The sequence below is a fragment of the Rhodococcus sp. NPDC019647 genome (genome assembly GCF_044389235.1).
Taxonomy (GTDB): Bacteria; Actinomycetota; Actinomycetes; order Mycobacteriales; family Mycobacteriaceae; genus Rhodococcus_F; species Rhodococcus_F oxybenzonivorans.
Window position 1 is genome coordinate 145348 of sequence record NZ_JBIRXS010000010.1, and the last position, 22344, is coordinate 167691.

The 22344-nt window shown below is 69.1% G+C and carries 1 protein-coding gene; it reads right to left on the reverse strand.

Annotated elements, in window-relative coordinates; translation table 11 throughout:
* Positions 1-4 precede the first annotated feature (4 nt).
* Positions 5-22213 carry a non-ribosomal peptide synthase/polyketide synthase gene (locus ACH49N_RS19900; RefSeq protein ID WP_358273716.1) on the reverse strand — a complete coding sequence of 7403 codons (22209 nt, stop codon included), beginning with the start codon at positions 22211-22213 and terminating at the stop codon, positions 5-7.
* Between the last annotated feature and the right edge of the window lie 131 nt (positions 22214-22344).

Below are 22344 nucleotides of genomic sequence, written 5' to 3' on the forward strand. Positions count from 1 at the left end.
TTGCTCAGGTTCCAGGGGCCACTGTGTTCCCCCGATCCCGTAACACTCGGCCGATCTCGGCGAGCGGTTCCTTGTCCGCCAGGGCGGCGTGGGTGGCGTCGACGTCGAACTCGATGACGTTCTCGCCGAGCCGGCCCCGCCACATCTGTGGGGGACGCGCATGAAGTTCGAGGTCTGCTGCCGCGGTGAAGAACTGGATCTCTCCGTCGTAGCGGCGCGGTTGATGCCGGGCATTCAGGAGGCCGAGTCGGCCGATTGCGTTCCCGAGTCGGCGGAGGGCGTCGGCGGTGAGGAAGCTCAGGCCCGGATGCTCGTCGCCCAGTACTCGCGCCGCGTCGTCGTAGTCGATCCCGCCGTCCGGCAACCGGTCTGCCGGGACACCGAGTTCGGCCAGCGCGTCACCGATCGACGGCTGCTCGCCGCGGATGTCGTCCCGTTCGTGGAATTCCGGCGGCAAGGTGTCGAGCATCGCTAGTGTCGCGACACTCTCGTGGTTGTCACTCAGCTGGACAGCCATCTCGTGAGCGATGATGCCGCCCAGCGACCAGCCCAGCAAGTGGTAGGGACCGCGGGGTTGCACGGCCCGGACGGCCTCGACATAGGAGGCGGCAAGCTCCGCGACGCTGTCGGGGACGGCGGCGGCCCCCGTGGCCTGGACACCGTAGAGGGGCCGGTCGCCGAGGTAGTCCGCGAGTCCTGCGTAGCACCAGGACGTTCCGCTGGCCGGATGGACGCAGAAGAGGGGTGGGCCCTCCCCCGTTCCGCCCAGCCGCACCACGGTGTCGAGCACACTTTCGGACAGTTCAGGACCGGCCTCGATCCGGGCGGCGAGTTGCTGCACGGTGGGGTCGGTGAAGACCCACTGGATCGGCACCTCCCGGCCGAGGCGGCGCCGCAGTTCACCGGCCACCGTTGCCGCACCCATCGACGTTCCGCCCAGGGTGAAGAAGTCCTCGTCGGCGGGCACGGTGTCGACGCCGAGCGCAGCGGCCATCGCGTCGGCCACCTCCTGCTCGACTCGTCCGGCCGGGAGGACGGCCACTTCGGTGTCGAATACCGGTGTGGGGAGGCCGTTCCGGTCCACCTTGCCCGACGGCATCACCGGCAACCGGTCCAGGACGGTGACGGCGGAGGGGACGAGGTGCCGGGGCAGCAGGCGACGCGCGTGGGCGCGCACCGCAGCCGAGGTGAGGTCGGGGTCGCCGCTGACGTAGGAGACCAGGACCGTGGCGCCGTCACCCGTGGTGTGGGGCACGGTGACGGCGGACTGGACATCGGGGTGACGGAGCAACGCCGAATCCACTTCGGCGGGTTCCACCCGGATCCCGGCAATCTGCACCTGTGCGTCGCCGCGGCCCAGGTATTCCAGTTCGCCATCTGCGGTGCGCCGCACCAGGTCACCCGTGCGGTACATCCGTTCGCCGGGTTTGCCATAGGGATGGGCCACGAATCGGGTTGCGGTGAGTTCGGTACGGCCCACGTAACCCCGTGCGACGCTGGTGCCGGCCAGGTACAGCTCCCCCACCACACCGTTCGCGACCGGATGCAGACGCGCGTCCAGCACGAGGGCGGCACCGCCGTCGATCACGGTGCCGATGTTCACGCGGCCCGGGCCCAGTGGTCCGGCGAGTGACCCGAGGATGGTGAATTCGGTGGGCCCGTAGGCGTTGAAGAGTCGGTGCCGCCGGGACCACCGCGCGGCGAGTTCGGTCGGCAGTGCTTCGCCGACGGCCACGACGGTACGCGGCGACAGCGTCTCGGCATCGAGGGTGGCCAGCACACTGGGCGTCGCAATGAGGTGCGTGATCCGTGCGTCGACGACCGTCTTCGCCAGTTCGTCTCCGGCGTAACCGAATTCCGAGGACATTACCAGAGTTCCGCCGGAGGTCAGAGCGTAGAGCATTTCGAACAGCGAGGCATCGAAAGTGGGTGAGGCGAGTTGCAGCACGCGGGTGTCCGATTCGGCGCCGAGAACCGGAGGCTGTGCGGCCACCACGTTCACCAGACCCCGATGCGGCACCACGACACCTTTCGGTTGCCCGGTGGATCCGGAGGTGTAGATGAGGTAGGCCGCGTGATCGGGTTCCGTCACCTGCGCGTATCCGCGTCGACGGATCCTGCGATCCCCTCGGGCCGGTGTCTGCTCGTTCCACTGCGCATCGGACAGGTCGAGCCAGTCCACGGAGCCGGTCAGCGTAGAAGCGAGGTCGCCGACCGTCACGCCGAGCACCGCGGCCGAATCGGTGATCATCCAGGCGACGCGTTCCTCGGGATGCGCCGGGTCCACCGACAGCCACGCCGCACCGGACTTCGTCACGGCCCACACGGCCAGCACCCAGTACCGGCCGCGAGGTGTCGCGATCACCACGACGTCTTCGGGTCCGACGCCCCGGTCGATCAGTTGTCCTGCCCAGCGTTCTGCTTCCGCGTCGAGTTCCGCGTAGGTCCACTGCAGGTCGCCGTCCACCACCGCGACCGCGTCCGGGGTCGCCCGCACCTGGGCTTCGAACACGTCGGCGAGCGTGCGGGGCGACGGTGTGCGCAACGGCCCGCGGACGAGCTCGTCGTACTCGGGTTCGGTGAGGACCGGGAGGTCGCCGACCGGAATGAACGGGTTGTCGGCGACGGCATCGAGTAGGCGCCCGTAGCGTCCGGCGAGCCCGCGGGCGCTCGCCTCGTCGAACAGGTCCGTGGCGTACACCAGACGGAGTGTGAGCGCCTCCTCGGTGTCGACGACGTCCCACACGAGATCGAATTCGATTCGCGGTTCGTCGACGTCGACCGGTGCGGCGCCGGGCAGGCTTACGGGCTGCGACGGCACCCGCCGATAGTTGAGGACCACCTGGAACAGCGGGTTGTGGGCAGGTGAACGCTGCGGTGCCACCCGCGCGACGACGTCGTCGAACGGGACGTCCGCGTGCGCGAAGGCCTCCAGGTCCACCGTGCGTACCCGGTCGAGCAGTTCCGCGAACGACAGGGCGGCCGGCACCTCGGTGCGCAGCGCCACGGTGCCGACGAACATGCCCACCAGCCGGTCCAGCAGGGGGTCGGGTCGCCCACCGACGGCGGTGCCCACCACGACATCGGGGTGGCCGCTCTCCCGCGCGAGCACTAGGGCGAGCGCGGCATGCAACACCATGAAGACGGTGACGCCGTGGACACGAGCCAGGGCATGCAGCCGAGCGCGTAGTTCCTCGTCGACGACCCAGTCAACGCGGGAACCGTTGCGGCTGGGGTGGCGCGGCCGCGGGCGGTCCGTCGGCAGCGACAGCGGTGCGTCGACGCCGTCGAGAACACGTCCCCAGTAGTCGAGTTGAGTGTGCGCGACACTGCCGGGGTCGGCGGCGTTTCCGAGGAACTCGCGCAGCCACAGGGTGTAGTCACCGTAGTCGACGGGAAGCGGATTCCACTGCGGTGTTGCATCTTCCGCGCGCGCCTGGTAGGCCTCCGCGAGGTCGGCGAGCAACGGCTCCATCGAGCCGCCGTCGAGTGCGATGTGGTGCACTGTCGCGGCGACCGTGTGGCCACCGGCAGGTTCGGCCCACATCCGCACGCGCAGGGGTGGTTCGTGTTCGAGGTCGAATCGTTGTCTGCCGAAATTTTGGAGGTTTGCGTCGCCCTCCTGCACGAGGCTGTCGAGGACCTGAGCGGTGGGAACGATCACCTGGTGCGGGCCGTCCGCGTCGGCGGGGAAGACGGTGCGCAGCACCGTATGCCGCTCCACCACATCGGCGATCGCCGCCTGGAGAGGGGCCGGGTCCACGTCGGCGTCCAGCCGGGTACCGAACATCATGTGATGGACGGAAGCGTCGGGATCCACCTTGTTGAGGAGCCACATGCGTTGCTGCTGCGGGGAGAGGGGAACTCGGGTGTTCGGGTCCCGGCGCACGAGTGCCGGGCGCTGAGCGGCTCCGATCGATCGCGTGTGGTCCAGCCAGTGCGCGAGTCCGGCGGCGGTCGGGTTCTCAAACAACGCCCGCCATGCCACGCTCACCCCGAACGCCGTGGAGAGCCGGCCGGCCACCGCGGTGGCGGAGAGCGAGTCACCACCGAGGTCGAAGAAATTGTGGTTCGCACCGGGCAGGTCGACACCGAGGACGTCGGCGAAGACACCTGCCACCAACTCTTCGGTGATTGTTCGCGGCGGCAGCACATCCACCGGCTGCGTGGCAGGTAGCTGCAGCGCGCGCACGTCCAGTTTGCCGTTGGCGGTCAGCGGTAGGGACTCGAGCACCACCACTCTCGATGGCACGAGGTACGCAGGCAGTTGTTCGGCCAGGCGCTCCGTCAACGACGCCGGGTCCAGGTCGGTGCCGGTGACGAAGGCGGTCAGTTCGCCGTCACGCAGAAGCACTGCGGCCTGCTCGACTCCGGTGAGTCGGAGCAGCCCGGCCTCGACCTCGGCGGGTTCGATCCGCATGCCCCGCACCTTCACCTGCCGGTCCACGCGGCCGACGAAGGACAGGGTGCCGTCTGCGCGGCGATGCACCAGGTCGCCGGTGCGGTAGCTGCGCGAGCCACCTTCGGCGGCAACGAAGCTCGCCGCCGTCAGGCCGGGCTCGTCCAGGTATCCCCGGGCCAGACCGAGACCCGACAGATACAGCTCGCCGATGCCGCCCACCGGTACCGGCTGCAGGCGGGGATCGAGCACGGTCGCCGTGGTGCCGGCAATGGGTGCGCCGATCGTCACGTTCCCGTCCACCTCGGCGAGCGTGGCCACCACGGTGGATTCGGTCGGCCCGTAGGCGTTGAGCATCAGTCGCCCGGCACTCCACATTTCGGCCGATTCGGTGCGCAGCGCTTCACCACCCACCGCTACCACGCGCAGCAAGTCGAGCCCGTCGGGATCGAGGGTCGCGAGGACTGCGGGCGTGGAGAGGTAGTGGGTCACGTGCTGGTCCGACAGGAAGCGCTGCAACTCGGGGCCTGCGTACACGTCGGGCGGGGCGCACACCAGGCACGCGCCCGACCCGAACGCCAGCAGCATCTCGAGGAGCGCCGCATCGAACGCGGGATTGTATCCGTGCAGTACACGCGAGTCGGGCGTCACCCGGTAGCGCTGCACGACTTCGGCGGCCAGTGTTGCGAGCCCGCTGTGGGTGACGGCCACGCCTTTCGGGGATCCCGTGGACCCGGAGGTGTAGATGACGTAGGCCAGTCCCCGTGCGGAGTCCCGGTAGGTCGCGGTGGCGGCGATTGCCCGGTTCGGGCTGGGCACGTAGGCGGCGCCCGTCTTGGTGACGGCCCATAACTCGGTGATGAAGTCGACGGATCGCGGCAGGTCGATCGGCAGCATCCACCCGGGGCCGAAGCCCTCCGCAACCAGTTCGCGGGCGCGCGCGTCCGACTGCCGGTCGAGTTCGCGATACGTCAACGTCCGAGTGCCGTCGGTGACCGCAGGGCTGTCGGGGTACGCGGCAGCGGTCGAGGTCAAAATTTCGGCGAGCGTACGTTCCTCCGCGGCGGGCCCACCACCGAGCCGTTCCGCGCCGGTGAGCGCGATGTCGCCGGTGGCCACCTCGGGATCGTCGGCGACAGCTTCGAGCACCCGGACAAGTTCTTCGGCCAGCGACTGAACGGTGGCGTGGTCGAACAGATCCTGTGCGTACGCCACGGCGCCCGTCATACCGGCGGGGTCGGCGCCGTCCCACTGCTCGGTGAGGGTGACGTGGAGATCGAATTTGACTGTCCCGGTATCAGCTTCCTGCGCCTGCACGTCGAGGCCGGACACCCGCACGGTGGGGGGCCGCAGGTTCTCCAGTGCCAGCGCGACCTGCGGAACACGGCCACCGAGAAGGTCGGCGATCACCTCGAACGGAACCTCGGCGGTGTCGAAGGCCTCCACGTCGAAGTCCCGTACCTGGGCCAGGAGACCTGTGAACGGCATGTCCGGCTCCACCTGCGCGCGCAGGGCGAGGGTATTCACGAACATCCCCACCGCCGCGTCCAGCGCCGGGTCCCCGCGGCCGGCGACAGCGGTGGCGATGGTGATGTCACGCTGGTCGCCGAATCTGGCGAGCAGCACGGCCAGCGCGGCGTGCAGCACCATGAACGGAGTGGCCCGGTGTTCGTGCGCCAGCCGGTGGACCGCCTGCTGCACCGGAGCCGGGACGGAGAACCGCACCAGCCCGGCCGTGTTCGTGGACGCGCTCGTGCGGGGCCTGTCAACCGGGAACGGCGCGACCGATTCCGCACCTGCCAATGCGACCCGCCAGTGCTCGACGCCGCGGGCCGCATACGCACTGCTCAGCAGCTCTTCCTCCCAGAGCGCATAGTCGGCGTACTGCACGGCCGGCGGCTCCCACTCCGGTGCAATACCCGCGCGGCGAGCCGCATAGGCCGCGAGCACGTCGGCCACCAGCGGCGAAAGTGACCAGCCGTCGGCGGCAATGTGGTGAAGGACGATCAGCAGCACGTGGACGTCGGGTGCTACTCGCAGCAGTTGCACCCGCAGTGGTGGCTGGGCGGTGAGGTCGAATGGTGCGCGCGCGAGTCGCGTGACCGCGTCGGCCACATCGGAGGCGTCCACGTCGCGAGGTGTGAGGTCCAGTGCCACACCACGCGTGATGTCCTGCCGGGGCGACTCCCCGGGCTCCGACGGATACCGGGTTCGCAGCACCTCATGGCGGGCAACCACGTCACCGAGTGCGGTGGCGAGCGCCGTCACGTGCAGGTCACCTTCGAGCCGCACCGTGGCAGGGAGGTTGTAAGTGGCAGATTCCGGGTTGCGTCGATTCCACACCCACATGCGGTATTGACTCCGGGACAGCGGGATCCGGTCCGGTCGCGGCCGGGCTCCCAGTGCGGGGCACAGGCCCGCCGCGGGCACCGTTGTGTCGAGGGCCCCGGCGAGCTCCGCGACGGTGGGATGGGCGAAGAGGGTGCGCAGCGGAACCGGGACGCCGACCGCGTCGGTCAGCCGAGCAGTCAATTGTGTTGCCAGCAGGGAATTTCCGCCGGTGTCGAAGAAGTGCGTTGCCCTGCCCGCCTCCTCGATCCCGAGAACGTCTGCGAACACGTCGGCGACCGTCCGCTCAGTGTCGGTGTTCGGCGGCTCGAGCTCACCGGTACCGAGGTCTGGGACGGGGAGCGCGCGGACGTTCAGCTTGCCGTTGATCAGCGGAGGCGGCGAGTCGAGTACCACGACAGAGGCCGGAACCAGATACGACGGCAACACTTCGGCGAGGCGGCGACGCAGGGCCACGGTATCCAGCTCAGCGCGCGGCAAGACGTACGACGTCAGCACGTCGTGGCCGTTGGGTGTGGTGCGCACGACGGTGGCGGCGAAGTCCACGTCGACGAGCCCGGCGATGGCGGTGTCGATCTCGCCGGGTTCGATGCGCACGCCGCGCACCTTGATCTGAGCGTCGTTCCGGCCGAGGAATTCGAGTACATGGCGGTCACCGGCCGCCTTCCACCGCACGAGGTCACCGGTGCGGTACCGGCGCCGGCCGTCGGCGGAGGCCACGAACCTCTCGGCCGTGAGCCCCGGTTGCCCGGCATAGCCGCGGGCGAGGCCCGGGCCCTCGAGGTAGAGCTCGCCGGGCATCCCCACCGGCACCGGACGCAACCGCTCGTCGAGCACGACAACCTGGAAGCCCGGCACGGGTTCACCGATCGGCACGGACTCGCCCCGACGGAGGGGGCCGGTGGCGATCGCGTACATGGTCGCCTCGGCCGGTCCGTAACCGTTGACCATTCGGCGGCCGGGCGCCCACCGATCTACCAGGGCGGTGCCCAGACGTTCCCCGCCCAGCATGATCATCCGCAGGTGCGGCAACTCGCGCGAACCGATCGTGGCCAGCGCCGTCGGGGTGATGCAGGCGTGTGTGATCCGCTCCCGTTCCAGCAGATCGCCCAGGGCGGGGCCTGCGAACTCCGTGGCGGAGGCGACGACCAGGGTGGCCGCCGACGCACCCGCGACGAGGATCTCGAGCAACGCCATGTCGAAGCCGGCGGCCGCACGGTGCAGCATCCGGGACCCGGGGCCGGCGGCATAGCGCTGGGCGACGTCCATGTCGAGTGCGGCAAGGCCGCCGTGCGTCACCACCACTGCCTTGGGAGCACCCGTGGTGCCGGAGGTGAACACCACGTAGGCGGGCTGGTCCGGGTGGACGCGGGGGCGGACCATTGCACCCGCCGACGTGTCCGCGTGCGTGTGGGGTTCCACCCAGGTGATGTCCCCGCCGAGGGTCACCGAGCCCACGCCGAGAGTGGTGCCCGCCGCGGCGAGCATCGCGTGTATTCGCGCGCTCGGCAGTTCAGGATCGACGAGTACGGGCGCCGCACCGGTTTTCGCGATCGCCCACAACCCCACCACGGACTCCGCCGACCGCGGCACGGACCACGCCACCGTCGTGCCGGGACGGGCGCCCAGTGCGTGCAGTTCCCGCGCCAACCCCTCCGACTGCAGGTCGAGCTGCCGGTAGGTGACGGCGGTCTGGCCGTCCTGCACCGCGACTGCGCAGGGAGCCAGCACGGCCCCGCGGGTGAGGATGTGGTGCAGCGGGACCGGTGCGGGTGCGGCGGGGCCACGGGCGGGGGCGAGGGCTGCGCGTTCGGCGGGACTCGACAGGTCCACGTCGCCGACCCGCTGATCGGGGTCTGCGGTGACCGACCCGAGTAACCGGACGAGCTGGTCGGCGAAACCGAGAATCGTCGAGCGGTCGAACAGCGCTGCGTCGTACCCGAATTCGAGGTGCATGCGCGCACCCGGCGCTGCCTCGGTGGCGGTGAGCTGGAGGTCGAAGTTCGCGGGATGCGCCGTCGGCGTCATCGGTGTGACCTCGAGGCCGGGCAAGGTGAAGTGTCCCGGGCGATGCCGCTGCATCGACAGCGCCACTTGGAACAGCGGATGGTGCGACGTCGAGCGGGCGGGATTGAGCAGTTCCACCAGGGTCTCGAACGGCATGTCGGCGTGTGTATACGCGGCGACGTCCTGGGTGTGAACGTGGGCCAGCACCTCGGCGAAGCTGGCGGAGGGATCGATCTGGGTGCGCAGCACCAGCGTTCCGGCGAACATGCCGACGACGTCGTCGAGTTGCGGGTCGGTGCGCCCGGCAACCGCGGTGCCGATCGGGACGTCCCGGCTGCCGCTGTACCGCGAGAGCAGGACGGCCAGCGCGGCATGCAACACCATGAACGTGGTGGCCCGTCCGGTACGTGCCAGGGCGGCGATGCCGTCGTGCAGGGACTCGTCCAGCTCCACTGTGTGGACGGCTCCACGGCCCGAGGGTGCCGCGGGACGTAAGTGGTCGAGGGGCAGGGTCACCTGTTCCGGCAGGTCGGCCAGCGTCTCGAGCCAGTACTCCCGGCCGGAGTCGTTCAGCATGGTGCGCTGCCACACGCTGTAGTCGCTGTACTGCACCGGCAGCGGCGGCCATTCCGGGCTGCGAGCCTCGAGCCGCGCACGGTAGGCGACGGCGGTGTCGCGGATCAGCGTGCCGAGCGACCAGGCGTCGGCGGCGATGTGATGGACAACCAGCGCCAGCACGTGCGAATCGGCACCGACGCGATACACACGCCCGCGAACGGGCGGTGCGGCGGCGACGTCGAATCCGGTGTCGACGAGTGCCCGCACGTGGGCGTCGAGCGCGTCGGCGGGAATGGCGACCGGAGCTAGGTCGAGGGGTACCGCGTCGGCCGCGAGCAGCACCTGGTGCACCCCCTCGGCGTCGGACGGGTACACCGTGCGCAGGGTCCGGTGCCGCTCCAGTAGGTCGCGGGCCGCGGCCGCAAAGGCTGTGGTGTCCAGTTCGCCGTCGAGGCGGAGGAGGATCGGAATGTTGTATCCGGCTGCGTCGGTGTCGAATTGGTTGAGCACCCACATCCGCTGCTGTGCGGGCGAGAGCGGCACCCGGCCGTGCCACCGATCCGGCAGCAGAGCGGGTCGCCGACGCCCGATGTGCGCGCGGTCCTCCACTCGGGCTGCCAGCTCGGCCACGGAGGGTGCCTCGAAGAGGTCGCGCACAGTGATGTCCGTGTCGAAGACGGCACTCACCCGAGTCGCGACCCGGGTGGCGATCAGCGAGTTGCCGCCCAGTTCGAACAGGCTGCGGCGGATGTCCACCTCGGGCGAGCCGAGCAGTTCGGCGAAGACTCCGGCGACCACTTCCTCGATCGGGCCGTGCGGCGCCTGCCACTCGTCGGCGGTCACGTCCGGTTCGGGCAGTGCGCGCCGGTCGACTTTGCCGTTGTGCGTCAAGGGGATCGACGGCACCGGAATGATCGCTCCGGGCACCATGTACTCGGGCAGGAGTGCGCGTAGGTGCCGCGTGAGTGCGGCCGGCTCCGCGTCGGCCACCACGTACGCCACCAGTTGTTCGCCGATGCTCGCGGAGCGCAACACAACTACCGCACCGTCGACGTCGGCGTGACGCAGCAGCGCCGCCTCGACCTCGCCGGGTTCGATGCGGTAGCCGTGGAACTCCACCTGCGCGTCGGCCCGGCCGAGGTAGTCAAGTTCTCCGTCGGCACGCCGGCGGGCGAGGTCTCCCGTGCGGTACATGCCGGCACCGGGCGTGAAGGGGTCGGCGACGAATCGCTGGGCGGTCAGGCCCGGCCGGCCGAGATAGCCGCGGGACACCTGCGGGCCCGCGACGTACAGTTCGCCGACGGTTCCCGGTGGCACGGGCCGCAGCGAGGTGTCCAATACGTACGTTCGCATTCCCGGGATGGCAGGGCCGAGCGAAGCCCTACCGTCGCCGACACCGAGATCGGTGTGGGTGACGTGCACGGTGGTTTCGGTGATCCCGAACATGTTGACGGCGCGAACCGACGGGTGCCGAGCGAGCCACGGCGACACCGGCGCGAGGTCGAGCGCCTCACCACCGAAGATCAGCAGCCGCAGAGTGTCGGTCACGTCGTGGTCGGCCAGCTGACCGAACGCGGACGGCGTCTGATTGAGCACCGTCACTACCTCGCGGCTCAACAGTTCCGCGAAGTCGCGCGGCGAACGGGCCACGTCGTGATCCACCAGCACCAGCCGCCCGCCTGTGGTGAGCGCTCCCCACATCTCCCACACCGAGAAGTCGAAGGCGTGGGAATGGAACATGGTCCACACGTCATCCGCGCCGAAGTCGAATACTCGGCACGTATTCGCCAGCAGCCACAGCACATTGGCGTGGGACACCAGCACACCCTTGGGCTCGCCGGTGGAGCCGGAGGTGTAGATCAGGTAGGCGCCCTGCGCCTGTGAGTGGTTGAGGAGTCCCTGCACTCGCGAACCGCTCACAGGCGCAGCCTCGAGGAGTAGAACCGGGCAGGGCACCTCGGGCAGATTCGCGGCGTCTGGGGCGGAGGTCAGCAGCACGGTGGGTGATGCGTCCGAGAGGAGGTAGCGCACGCGTTCGGCCGGGTAGTCGACGTCGACGGGGAGGTACACCCCGCCTGCGCGGACCACCGCAAGCAGCGCCGCGATGAGTTCCACCGACCGCGACAGCGCAACGGCGACGACGTCTTCGGGGCCCACCCCGGCCTCCGACAGCGCTGCGGCCAGTTCGGCGGACCGCCGGTCCAGATCCCCGTAGGTCAGGGTGGTCTCACCGTCGGTGACGGCGACGGCGTTCGGGTTCTCGGCGACGCGCTGCGCGAAGAGTTCCGCAAGCGACTGCACCGTCGGTGCGACGCCCGGAGCGCCTGCGACGAGGGCCCTCTGCTCGTCCGCGGTCAGCACGTCGATGGCGCCAACATCGGCGTGGGGTCGGTCGGTGACCGCACGCAGGATCCGCAGCAGTCGCTGCACCCACTGCTCGACGGTGTGCTGATCGAACAGTTCGGTGGGGAAGGTGAACACGCCGTCGAGACCGGCGGGACTTCCGTCGGGTGTGCGCCGGTCGCGCAACGACACCTCGAGGTCGAAGCGGCTGATACCGGTGCCTGCCTCGCGGCCCCGGACGACGAGGCCGGGTAGTTCGGGCAGCCGGTCTGCGCCGCCGTCTCCGAAGTTCTCGAACGCCAGCATCACCTGGAACAACGGGTGGTGACCCGCTGATCGTGCGGGTGCGAGGGCGTCGACCACGAGGTCGAACGGCACCTCGGAGTGCGCGAACGCGGCGATGTCGGTCTCCCGGACGGACGCCAGCAGTTGCGCGAACGTCGAGCGCGCATCCACCCGGCTGCGCAAGGCGACGGTGCCGACGAACATTCCGACGACGTCGTCCAGCGCGGGGTCGGTGCGACCCGACGTGGGGGTTCCCACAGCGAAGTCATCCGCCCCGGTCAGCTTGGACAGCAACACGGCCAGCGCCGCATGCATCACCATGAAGAGGGTGGAGTTCTGTTGGTGCGCCAGGTCTTCGAGCGCCCGGTGCAGTTCGGCAGGCACAGCGAACGGGGCGATCCCGGCGGTCCCCTGCGGGGTGCCGGGACGTGTCCGGTCGGTGGGCAGCGGCAGAAGCGTGGGCATGTCCTGCAACGCCCCGGCCCAGTACTCGAGCTCGCGGTGCGCGAGGCTGGCGGGATCGGCGGGGTCGCCGAGCACCTCACGTTGCCATCGCGCGTAGTCGGTGTACTGCACGGGCAACGCCGGCCAGCGGGGCGCCTGCCTGTCGAGCCGGGCCGCGTACGCGGTGGTGAGGTCCCGGACCAGTGGGCCGAACGACAACCCGTCGACGGCTACGTGGTGCAGCACGACGGCAAGGGTGTAGCGCTCCGGAGCCCTTTCGAACAGGGCCAGGTGCACGGGCCGCTCGACCGCGAGGTCGAAGCCCTCCGCGGCGAGGGAGGCGATGGCGTCGTCCACGGCTTCTTCTGCGATGCAGACAGGTGTCAGCTCCACCTCGGGCGGGCCGACCGTCTGGACTACGCCGGTCTCGGTGACCGTGAACACGGTGCGCAGCGTGGCGTGCCGCTCGACGACATCGGTGAGCGCCCAACGTAGTGCGTCGACATCGAGTGCACCGTCGAGGTCGACAGCGAACGGCACGTTGTACGCGGCAGACCCCGGCGTGAGCTGGCCCAGCAGCCACAACCGTTGCTGCGCGAAGGCGGCCGGTGCCGGACCGTCGGTGTCGCGGGCCACGAGCGGCGGCCGCGCGTCCCCGCCCTCGGCGATCAGCGCGGCGAGGCCGGCGACGGTCGGCTGGTCGAACAAATGACGCACCCCGACGCGCACTCCCGTCACCGACGACAGCCGCGACACCACCCGGGTAGCGGACAACGAGTTGCCGCCCAGCGCGAAGAAGTCGGTGTCGGCTCCCACCTCGGGCACACCGAGCACCTCGGCAACCGCATCGGCCACCATCTGTTCGAGCGGGGTCTGCGGTGGACGCGTCGACGACGTCGGCAGTTCCGGGTCGGGAAGCGCGGACCGGTCGACCTTTCCGCTCACCGTCAACGGCAACCGGTCGAGCACGCTGATCGATGCGGGCACCAGGTAGCGCGGCAGTCGCTCGGCGACGAAGGCGCGCAATGCCGCCGGCTCCACGGCGCTGCCGCTGACGTACGACGCCAGTTCGCCTCGGCGTGTCACCGTCACCGCCGAATGAACTCCTGGCGCCGAAACCAGCACCGCATCGACTTCGCCGGGTTCCACACGGAACCCACGAATCTTCACCTGACTGTCGGCGCGCCCGACGAACTCGAGCTCGCCGAATCGGTTCCAACGCACCAGGTCACCGGTCCGGTACATGCGTCCGCCGCCGTAAGGGTCGGCCACGAAGGTGCCCGCGGTTGTACCCGGCCTGCCGACATATCCCTGAGCCAGGCCGGGGCCCGAGAGGTACAGCTCCCCCACTACCCCGACGGGAACCGGTCGAAGTCGCGGATCCAAGACCACCGCCGACATGCCGTCGACGGGGTCGCCGATCGTGATGCGCGAGCCCGAGAGGTCCGCCGCCGTCGCCCAGATCGTCGTTTCCGTGGGGCCGTAGAGATTCAGTACCCTGCGCCCGGTTGCCCACCGGGACACCAGTTCGGGCGGGCACACGTCCCCTGCCAGCGCAAGAACCTCGAGGGCATCGAGTCCGCTCGGGTCGATCGTCGCCGGCACTGCCGGGGTCGAGGTCCAATGGCTGATCCGCTCGCGCAGCAGAAGCTCGCGCAGTTCGTCTCCGCCGAAGACGCCGGGTGGGGCGATCACCAGCACGGCGCCGGTGGCGAACGCCAGGAGCATCTCGTGGATCGACGCATCGAACATCGGGGACGCTGCGTGCAGCACCCGCGACTGCGGGGTGGCCCCGTAGAAGCGGTGCAGGGCGGCGGCGTGACCGGACAGGCCGCGATGGGTGACGACGACGCCCTTGGGTGTGCCGGTCGAGCCGGAGGTGTAGATCACGTAGGCGGGATGATCCACGGACAGCGGCCGAACCCGCTCGTCGTCGGACACCGGAATCGAATCCGCGCCGGTCCCAGACAGGACCAGCGGAGTGATACCGCCGGGCACCAGCGAGGCGTCGAGTGTCAGCGCCGTGGTGACGCCCGCGTCGGCAAGAATCCGTGCTGTGCGTTCGGCCGGCTGATCGACGTCGAGGGGCACGAATGCGGCACCGCTGCGCGCGATCGCCCACACCGCGATCACCGAGTCGAGCGAGCGCGGCATCATGATCGCGACCCGGTCACCGGGCCCGACACCGCCGGCGATCAGGCGGCGGGCCCACCAGTTGGACCGGGCATCCAGCTCGCGGTAGGTCAGTTCTTCGTTTCCGCATCGGACAGCGACCCCGGTCCGGTCAGGCGCCAACAGTTCCGGGAGCGTCTGTGGTGCTGGGGCTTTCGGGCCACGGGACGGAACCAGGGCGGCCGCCTCGGTGGGTGTCACCCATTCGAGGTCGCCCAGTGTCCGGGACGGATCCGCTACCACCGTGGACAGGTTGTGGTGCAGCAGCTCCGACCACCGGACGATGCTGGAGGAGTCGAACAGTTCCGCCGGGTACACGAGGTCACCGTCGAGTCCGGCGGCTGCCCCGTCGTCGGCGCGCATTTCGCGGAGGGACAGTTCGAGGTCGTACCGGCTGACGGCGCTCTCGATGTTGCGACGGCGGACGACGATGTCGTCGAGCTGCAACTCGGTTTCGCCGAAGTTCTGGTACGCGAGCATCACCTGGAACAGGGGGTGGTGGGTTGCCGACCGCACGGGGGCGACGGCGTCCACCACCTGATCGAACGGCAGGTCGGCGTGGGCGAACGCCTCGAGGTCCGTGTTTCGAACGGCCGCCAGGAATTCGCTGAACGTCTGTCGGTGATCGACGCGAGTGCGCAGCACTACCGTTCCGGCGAACATCCCCACCAGGTCGTCGAGCGCCGGGTCCGGTCGTCCGGAGGTCGGGGTGCCGACGGCGATGTCGTCGTTTCCGCTGAGCACTGCAAGAGTCAGCGCCAACGCGCTGTGCATCACCATGAAGGGAGTGACCCCGCAGCTACGGGCCACGGCGTCCACGGCGCCGTGCAACGCGGCGTCCACCGTGAACGCCACCCGTCCGGCAGTCCGCGTGGTCGCCGGCATCCGCGGGCGGTCGGTCGGCAGCTCGAGCAGCTCGGGAGTTCCCTGCAGTCGCTCGGACCAGTACGCGACGTCCGCCGGCGCCGTGGTGGCAGACACCGATCGCTGCCACTGCGCGAACCGCCCGTAGCCCACCGGCAGTTCCGGCCACCCCGGTTCCCGTCGTGCACAGCGCGCCGCATACGCCGTCATGATGTCTCGGGTCAGCGGGCCGAACGACAGTCCGTCCACCACGATGTGGTGCGCGGCGACGGCGACGGTGTAGCGCTCGGGTGCACGTTCGAAGATCCGGATCCGTACGGGCACTTCGCGGGTGAGGTCGAATCCGCGGCTGCCCAGGGCCGCGAGTGCGTCGTCGAGCATGCCGGGGGCAACGGCGATCGGCGACAGGTCCAGCTCGACCGGCCGCGCCACCTGCACAACACCGGCTGCCGTCTCCTCGAACACCGAATGCAGCGGCTCGTGCCGTCCGACCACGTCGCGTACGGCTGCGGCGAGAGCATCCACATCGACCGGTCCGTCGAGGTCGATCGCGAAGGGAACCACGTAGTCGGCTGAGCCGGGGTTCATTTGCTCGTGCAACCACAGCCTCTCCTGCGCGGGCGCGAGAGGCGAGGCACCTCGGTGTCCGGTGGGAGGTCCGTCGACGAGGGGCGGCAGAGCAGCGGTGGTGCGCGCGTCCTCCAGCCGGACCGCAAGTTCGGCGACGGTCGGTGCGTCGAACACATCGCGCACGCTGATCCGGCGGTTCAACGCCGCCCTCAGTCGCGACACCAATCGGGTCGCGGTGAGCGAGCTTCCGCCGAGGGCGAAGAAATCGGCGTCGGCATCGATCGAGGGCAGACCCAGCACGTCGGCCACCACCCCGGCGACGAGCTCTTCCAGTTGCCCGCGTGGGGCCCGGACGGGAACCGGCGCGAGTGTGGGTGCGGGCAGAGCCTTCCGGTCAAGCTTCCCGCTGCTGGTCAGTGGCACCTCGTCGAGCACGGTCACCGACGCGGGCACCATGTAGCCCGGCAAGCGTTCGCGCAGGAACTCCACCAGGGCCTGCGCATCGAGTTCCGCGCCGTGAACGTAGGACGCGAGCACCGGTTCACCTGCGGCCGAGGCACGTACCACCGTTGCCGCGGTGTCGACTCCGGGTGCAGACGCGAGCGCGGCGTCTACTTCGCCGAGTTCCACCCGGAATCCACGGATCTTCACCTGGTCGTCGGTACGGCCCGCGAATTCCAGCCGATGGTCGCTGGTCCACCGGACCATGTCCCCGGTGCGGTACATCCGGGAGCCCAGGCTTCCGTATGCGCTTGCTACGAATCGGCTTGCGGTCAAGGCGTATTTGCGGTGGTAGCCGCGGGCGAGGCAATCACCCGAAAGATACAGCTCACCGACGGCGCCGACGGGTACCGGCCTCAGTCGCTCGTCGAGCACCACGGCCGAGGTTCCCGCGTAGGGCGTGCCGATGGTGATGCGATCGCCGACGTGGAGCGGTTCTGCGCTGGTGCAGACGACGGTGGTTTCGGTGGGGCCGTAGCTGTTGAGGAGTACCCGGCCCGGTGCCCATCTGGTCACCAGTTCGGGTGGGCACGGCTCGCCGCAGACCTCGAGGACGCGGAGGTCGTCGAGGCTCTCCGGGTTCATCAGGCGCGGCACCGTGGGGGTGGTGAGGAAGTGGGTGACGCGTTCGCGGCGGAACAGTTCGGTGAGGTCGTCACCGTAGGTGTCCGGAGGCGCGATCACCACGGTGGCGCCGGCCGTGAAGGCCAGGAGTAGTTCTCCGACGGAGACGTCGAAGGACGGTGAGGCGACGTGCGCCACCCGGGAGTCGCGTCCGAGGTTGCGGTACTCGGCGTTTGCCGCCACGAGGGCGGCGAGTCCGCGGTGGGTTACCGTGACGCCCTTCGGCATTCCGGTGGAGCCGGAGGTGTAGACGACGTAGGCGGGATGGTCGAGGTGCAACGCGCGGGTGCGGTGCCGGTCGTCGATCGCGGCGCTCTCGCCCGTGAGATCTGCCGTGCCGATCCAGTCGATTCCGTCGGGAACCATCGATGCATCCCGAGCGAGCGCCACGTCGACGCCGGAGTCGCGGAGCATGTGCGTGATGCGCTGGGCTGGGTAGCCGGGGTCTATCGGCACCAAGGCGGCACCGGATTTCGCGACGGCCCACATGGCCACGACCGACTCCACCGACCGGGGCACCATCACCGCCACCAGATCTTCCGGCCCGATGCCACGTGCAATCAGTCTGTGGGCCAACCGGTTCGAACGCTGCTCGAGTTCCGGGTAGGTAAAATCGTTGCCGTCGAAACGCAGTGCGACGCCGTCGGGGTTGAGCCCGTCGTGCAGAAGTTGCGGCAAGGTTCGCGCGGGAACCGAGGCACCGCCGGACGCCGGCACGAGCGCCGCCCGGTCGACCGGACCGAGCAGGTCGATGTCGCCGACCGGACGGGTCGGGTCGCTCGCGACGGCGGCCAGGACCGTCTCGAGTTGTCCCGCCCACCGGTTCACGGTCTCGTCGTCGAACAGTTCACGCGGGTACGTCATGACACCGCGCAGACCACCCGGATCTCCGTCGCCTGCCGGGAGTTCGTCCACGGTGATGTCGAGATCGAAGGCGCGGACGTGCGGTTCCTGTTCCCGCACACGGGCCGTGACCCCGTCGAGCTGGATCTCCGGGCCGATCGAATTCTGGTAGGCCAGCATCACTTGGAACAGCGGATGCGCGTCCGTGGTCCGGGTGGAGAGCACCTCCTGCACCACCGAGTCGAACGACACGTCGGCATTGGTGAAGGCTTCGAGGTCGGCGCGGCGGACGGTGCGCAACAGGTCGGTGAACGTCGCGCCTGCCGCTACCGGGGTGCGCAGTACCACCGTGCCCACGAACATGCCAACGATCCCGTCGAGCGCGGGGTCGGGGCGTCCGCCGGTGGCGGTGCCGACCGCGATGTCCTCGGTTCCGGTCAGTCCGCGCAGCAGTACGGCGAGCGCGGCGTGCAGCACCATGAACGCCGTGACGTCGTGGTCGCGCGCGAGGGTGAGCAGACGCCGGTGCAGCTCGGGGTCGACCCGGAACTCGGCGCATCCGGCGGTGAGAATTTGTGCGGACGGTGGCCGGGGACGATCCAGGGGCAGCGGAAGCACCTCGGGCAGCCCGCGCAAAGTGTCTGCCCAGTAGCCGAGTTGGCGGCGGACGAGGCTGGCGGGGTCGTCCGAATCACCGAGAATGTCTTCCTGCCACCACGCGTAGTCGGTGTACTGCAGCGGCAACGCCTCCCACACCGGCGCTTGCCCTCGACGACGGTCGGCGTACGCGGCCGAGACATCCCGGACGAAGAGGGGAAGGGACAGTCCGTCGATTGCGATGTGATGCACCACTACCGACATCGTGTACTGATCGGGGGCTACTCGGCGCAGCCCCATCCGGATCGGCATCTCTCGCGTGAGGTCGAACACGGCGGCAGTTTCTGTATCTGCCAGCTCGACGTCCGCGCTGCGCACCACCTGTCGTGGACCGGCTCCGTCATCGGGAAAGACGGTTCGCAGCGCCGGATGCCGCTGCACCACATCGTCGATCGCGGTACGAAATGCAGCGACATCCAGATCGCCGGAGAGGTCGACCGAGAACGTCACCACGTACGGGTCGCGCTCGGGGTTCCGCTGATTCACCAGCCACAGCCGCCGCTGTTCCGCTGACAGCGGCGCCGCTGTGTCCACGGTCCGCGGCACCAGCGGTGGTCGCGACTCGGTGTCGGGCGCGCCGAGGTGAGCGGCCAGGGCTTCTGCAGTCGGGTGGTCGAAGATGTCGCGCACCGTGACACGGCGGCCCAGCACCGCGCTGGACCGCGAGGCGAGACGTGCTGCGCCCAGCGAGTTTCCACCCAGTGCGAAGAAGTCGGCATCGATTCCGACGGTGGCCAGTCCCGTTTCCGAGGCGAATGCTCCGACGAGAAGTTCCTCGATCAGTGACCGCGGTGCGCGATCACCGGTGCCGCGCGGTGACGGGGCGGGTAGTGCTGCCTTGTCCACCTTGCCCGCCGGTGTCAGCGGCACCGAATCGAGCACGGTGATCGACGGAACGAGGTGGTCCGGCAACCGTTGCGCGAGATAGTCGCGCATCCGCGCGGGCTCGAGGTTCCGCCCGTGCACATAGGTCGCCAACTGCGGGCCGCTCACACCCGCGGCGGCAACAGTCACCGACAGATCCATTCCGGGATACGTCCGCAGCACGGCGTCGACCTCGCCGGGCTCCACTCGGTGACCGCGAATTTTCACCTGGTCGTCGGCGCGACCGATGAACTCGAGCGTCAGGTCGGGGGTCCAGCGCACCAGGTCGCCAGTGCAATACAGGCGCCCGTCTCCGTAGGGATTGGCGACGAATCGGGTGGCGCTGCGCCCCGGTTGTCCCAGGTATCCGCGCGCGACCCCGGGCCCGGACAGGTACAACTCCCCTACTGCGCCGACGGGTAACGGCCGCAACCTGGAGTCGAGCACCAACGCGGAAACACCGTCGATGGGGGCACCGATCGTGACGGCGTCGGTGGGTGCGAGCGGCGCCGTCGACGTGGACCACACGGTGGCCTCGGTGGGCCCGTAAAGATTGAGCAGTGTCCGGCCCGGCGCCCATCGCGTGAGCACTTCAGGCGGGCACACATCGCCGGCTACGGCCACGACCTGCAACTCGTCGAGCCCGTCGGGGTCTGTCACGGCCGGTACGGCGGGGGTCACCGTCCAGTGCGTGATTCGCTCCCGGCGCAGCAGTGCGGTCAGCTCGTCGCCGCCGTACACGTCTACCGGGGCGATCACCAGGGTGGCGCCGGCGGTGAAGGCCGACAGCATTTCGTGAATGGACGCGTCGAAACTCGGCGACGCGAATGCGAGTACCCGCGATTCCGGAGTTACCCGATAATGCCTGCGCAGTGCGGCCGCATGGCTCGACAGTCCGCGATGAGTGACCACCACACCCTTGGGCGTTCCGGTCGACCCGGACGTATAGATCACGTATGCCGGGTGATCGACGCGCAGCGGACGTACGCGGTCCGTGTCCGTGATCGGCGCGGCGGAGCCGTCACCGTCAAGTAGGGACATCCACTCGACGCCGTCCGGTACGACGTCGGGACCCACGGCGAGCGCGAGGGTGACCGCGCTGTCGGCCAGCATGTGCGCAACCCGATCGGCCGGATAGCCGGGGTCGACGGGGACGAAAGCCGCGCCCGCCTTCGCGACGGCCCATAACCCGACGATCGATTCGACGGAACGGGACGCGATCACCGCTACTCGATCTTCGGGCCCGACGCCTCGTTCGATCAGCCTGCGCCCCAGCCTGTTCGACGACTCATCGAGTGTGAGATATGTCACATCTGTTTCGCCGCAGCGGATTGCGGGGTTGGTCGCGTGCTCCGGCACGGTCAGCAGGGCGGCGAGGGTCGTCGGTTCGGCGGCGCTGGGCCCCGAGGCCGGCACGAGGACTCCGCGCTCTGCTGCGTCGAGAACCTCGAGGTCGGCGACTGGGCGATCGGCCCCGGCTCCGACGAAGTCGGTGAGGTAGGCCACGAATCGCTCGAGAAGCCTTTCCACCTCGTCCTGTTCGTACAGGGCGGGGTTGGCCTCGAAGCAGACGCGCGGTGGGCCGCCGCCGACTCCGGGGTAGATGTCGACGGCGAGATCATCGACCGGTCCAGCGGAAAGGAGGTGCATCTCGCCTGCCTCGTCACCGAGGGTGACGTCGTGCAGGAATGCCATGATGTTGACCACCGGCCCGAACGCAGCACGCGACTGGAACTCGAGCCCCAGGTCGCGCAGCATGTCTTCGTATCGATACCGCTGGTGACGCAATGCTCCGGTGAGTTCGAGCTGCACCCGGCGCACCACATTCTCGGTGTCATCTTCTGCACCGATTGCTACGCGCACCGGGACGAGGTTGGACACCATGCCCGCCGATCGGCGCATGGCCGCGGTGGTGCGCCCGGACACCGGAAGGCTCAGCACGATGTCGGTGTTGCCGGTCATCCGGGCCAAATATGCCGCGAAGGCGGCGACCACGATCGGCACTTCGGACGAGTTGGATCGGCGCGCGAGTTCGTCCATCAGTTCGGTTGATTCGCGCGTGAGGGAACGGCTGGCGATCCGGGAGACGGCGGCGGGCGGAGCTTCACGACGAGTCAGCCGCGACGGCGCGGGCAGCGCGGTCAGCCGCTTTGCCCAGTGTTCCCGGTCGACGGCTGCCCTGCTCGAACCTTCGTACGCAATTTCGGCGTCGAATATGTCGCGCACACCCAGCGCCCGCGGTTCCGGTGGTTGCGTCCCGCGCAGTGCGTGGGTGTACAGCTCCGCAATGCGCTCGACCACAGTCATCGCGCCGTAGCCGTCAACGATCAGGTGATGCGCGAACGTGTTCCAGTAAAAGTGATTTTCACCGAGGTGCAGGAGTGTCGACGCGATCATCAAATCCGCGGTCGGGTCGAGCCGGCGGCTGTATCGCTCGGTCATCCACCGCCTGGCCTCGGCCTCGGGGTCCGCGAATCCCCGCAGGTCGAGATAGCTGAGGGCGTTCGGGTCGAATGGATCGAACGATTGCGAGGGCACACCGTCACGCTCGACGACGTGGACGAACGGAGACTGAAGCTCACGCGCCGAACGGGTGGTCGCGTCGGTCAATGCATCGACGTCCACCGGCCCACGGACCTCGACATACAGCGCCACGTTCAAGGGGACGTCCGGGTCGAGTTGCTGGGCGAACCAGAGCCCCTGCTGGGCACGCGAAAGAGGGAAGGCACTCACGAGCGCCACCCCCTCATCAGCGATGCACCGCATCGAGCCGTCACCCCGTCACCGAACCCCATCTATTTCTTTCGCCACCGGCTCCCGTGGCACGCCTTCCCGTTATCGGAAGAAGTGCGGGTTCTATTAGG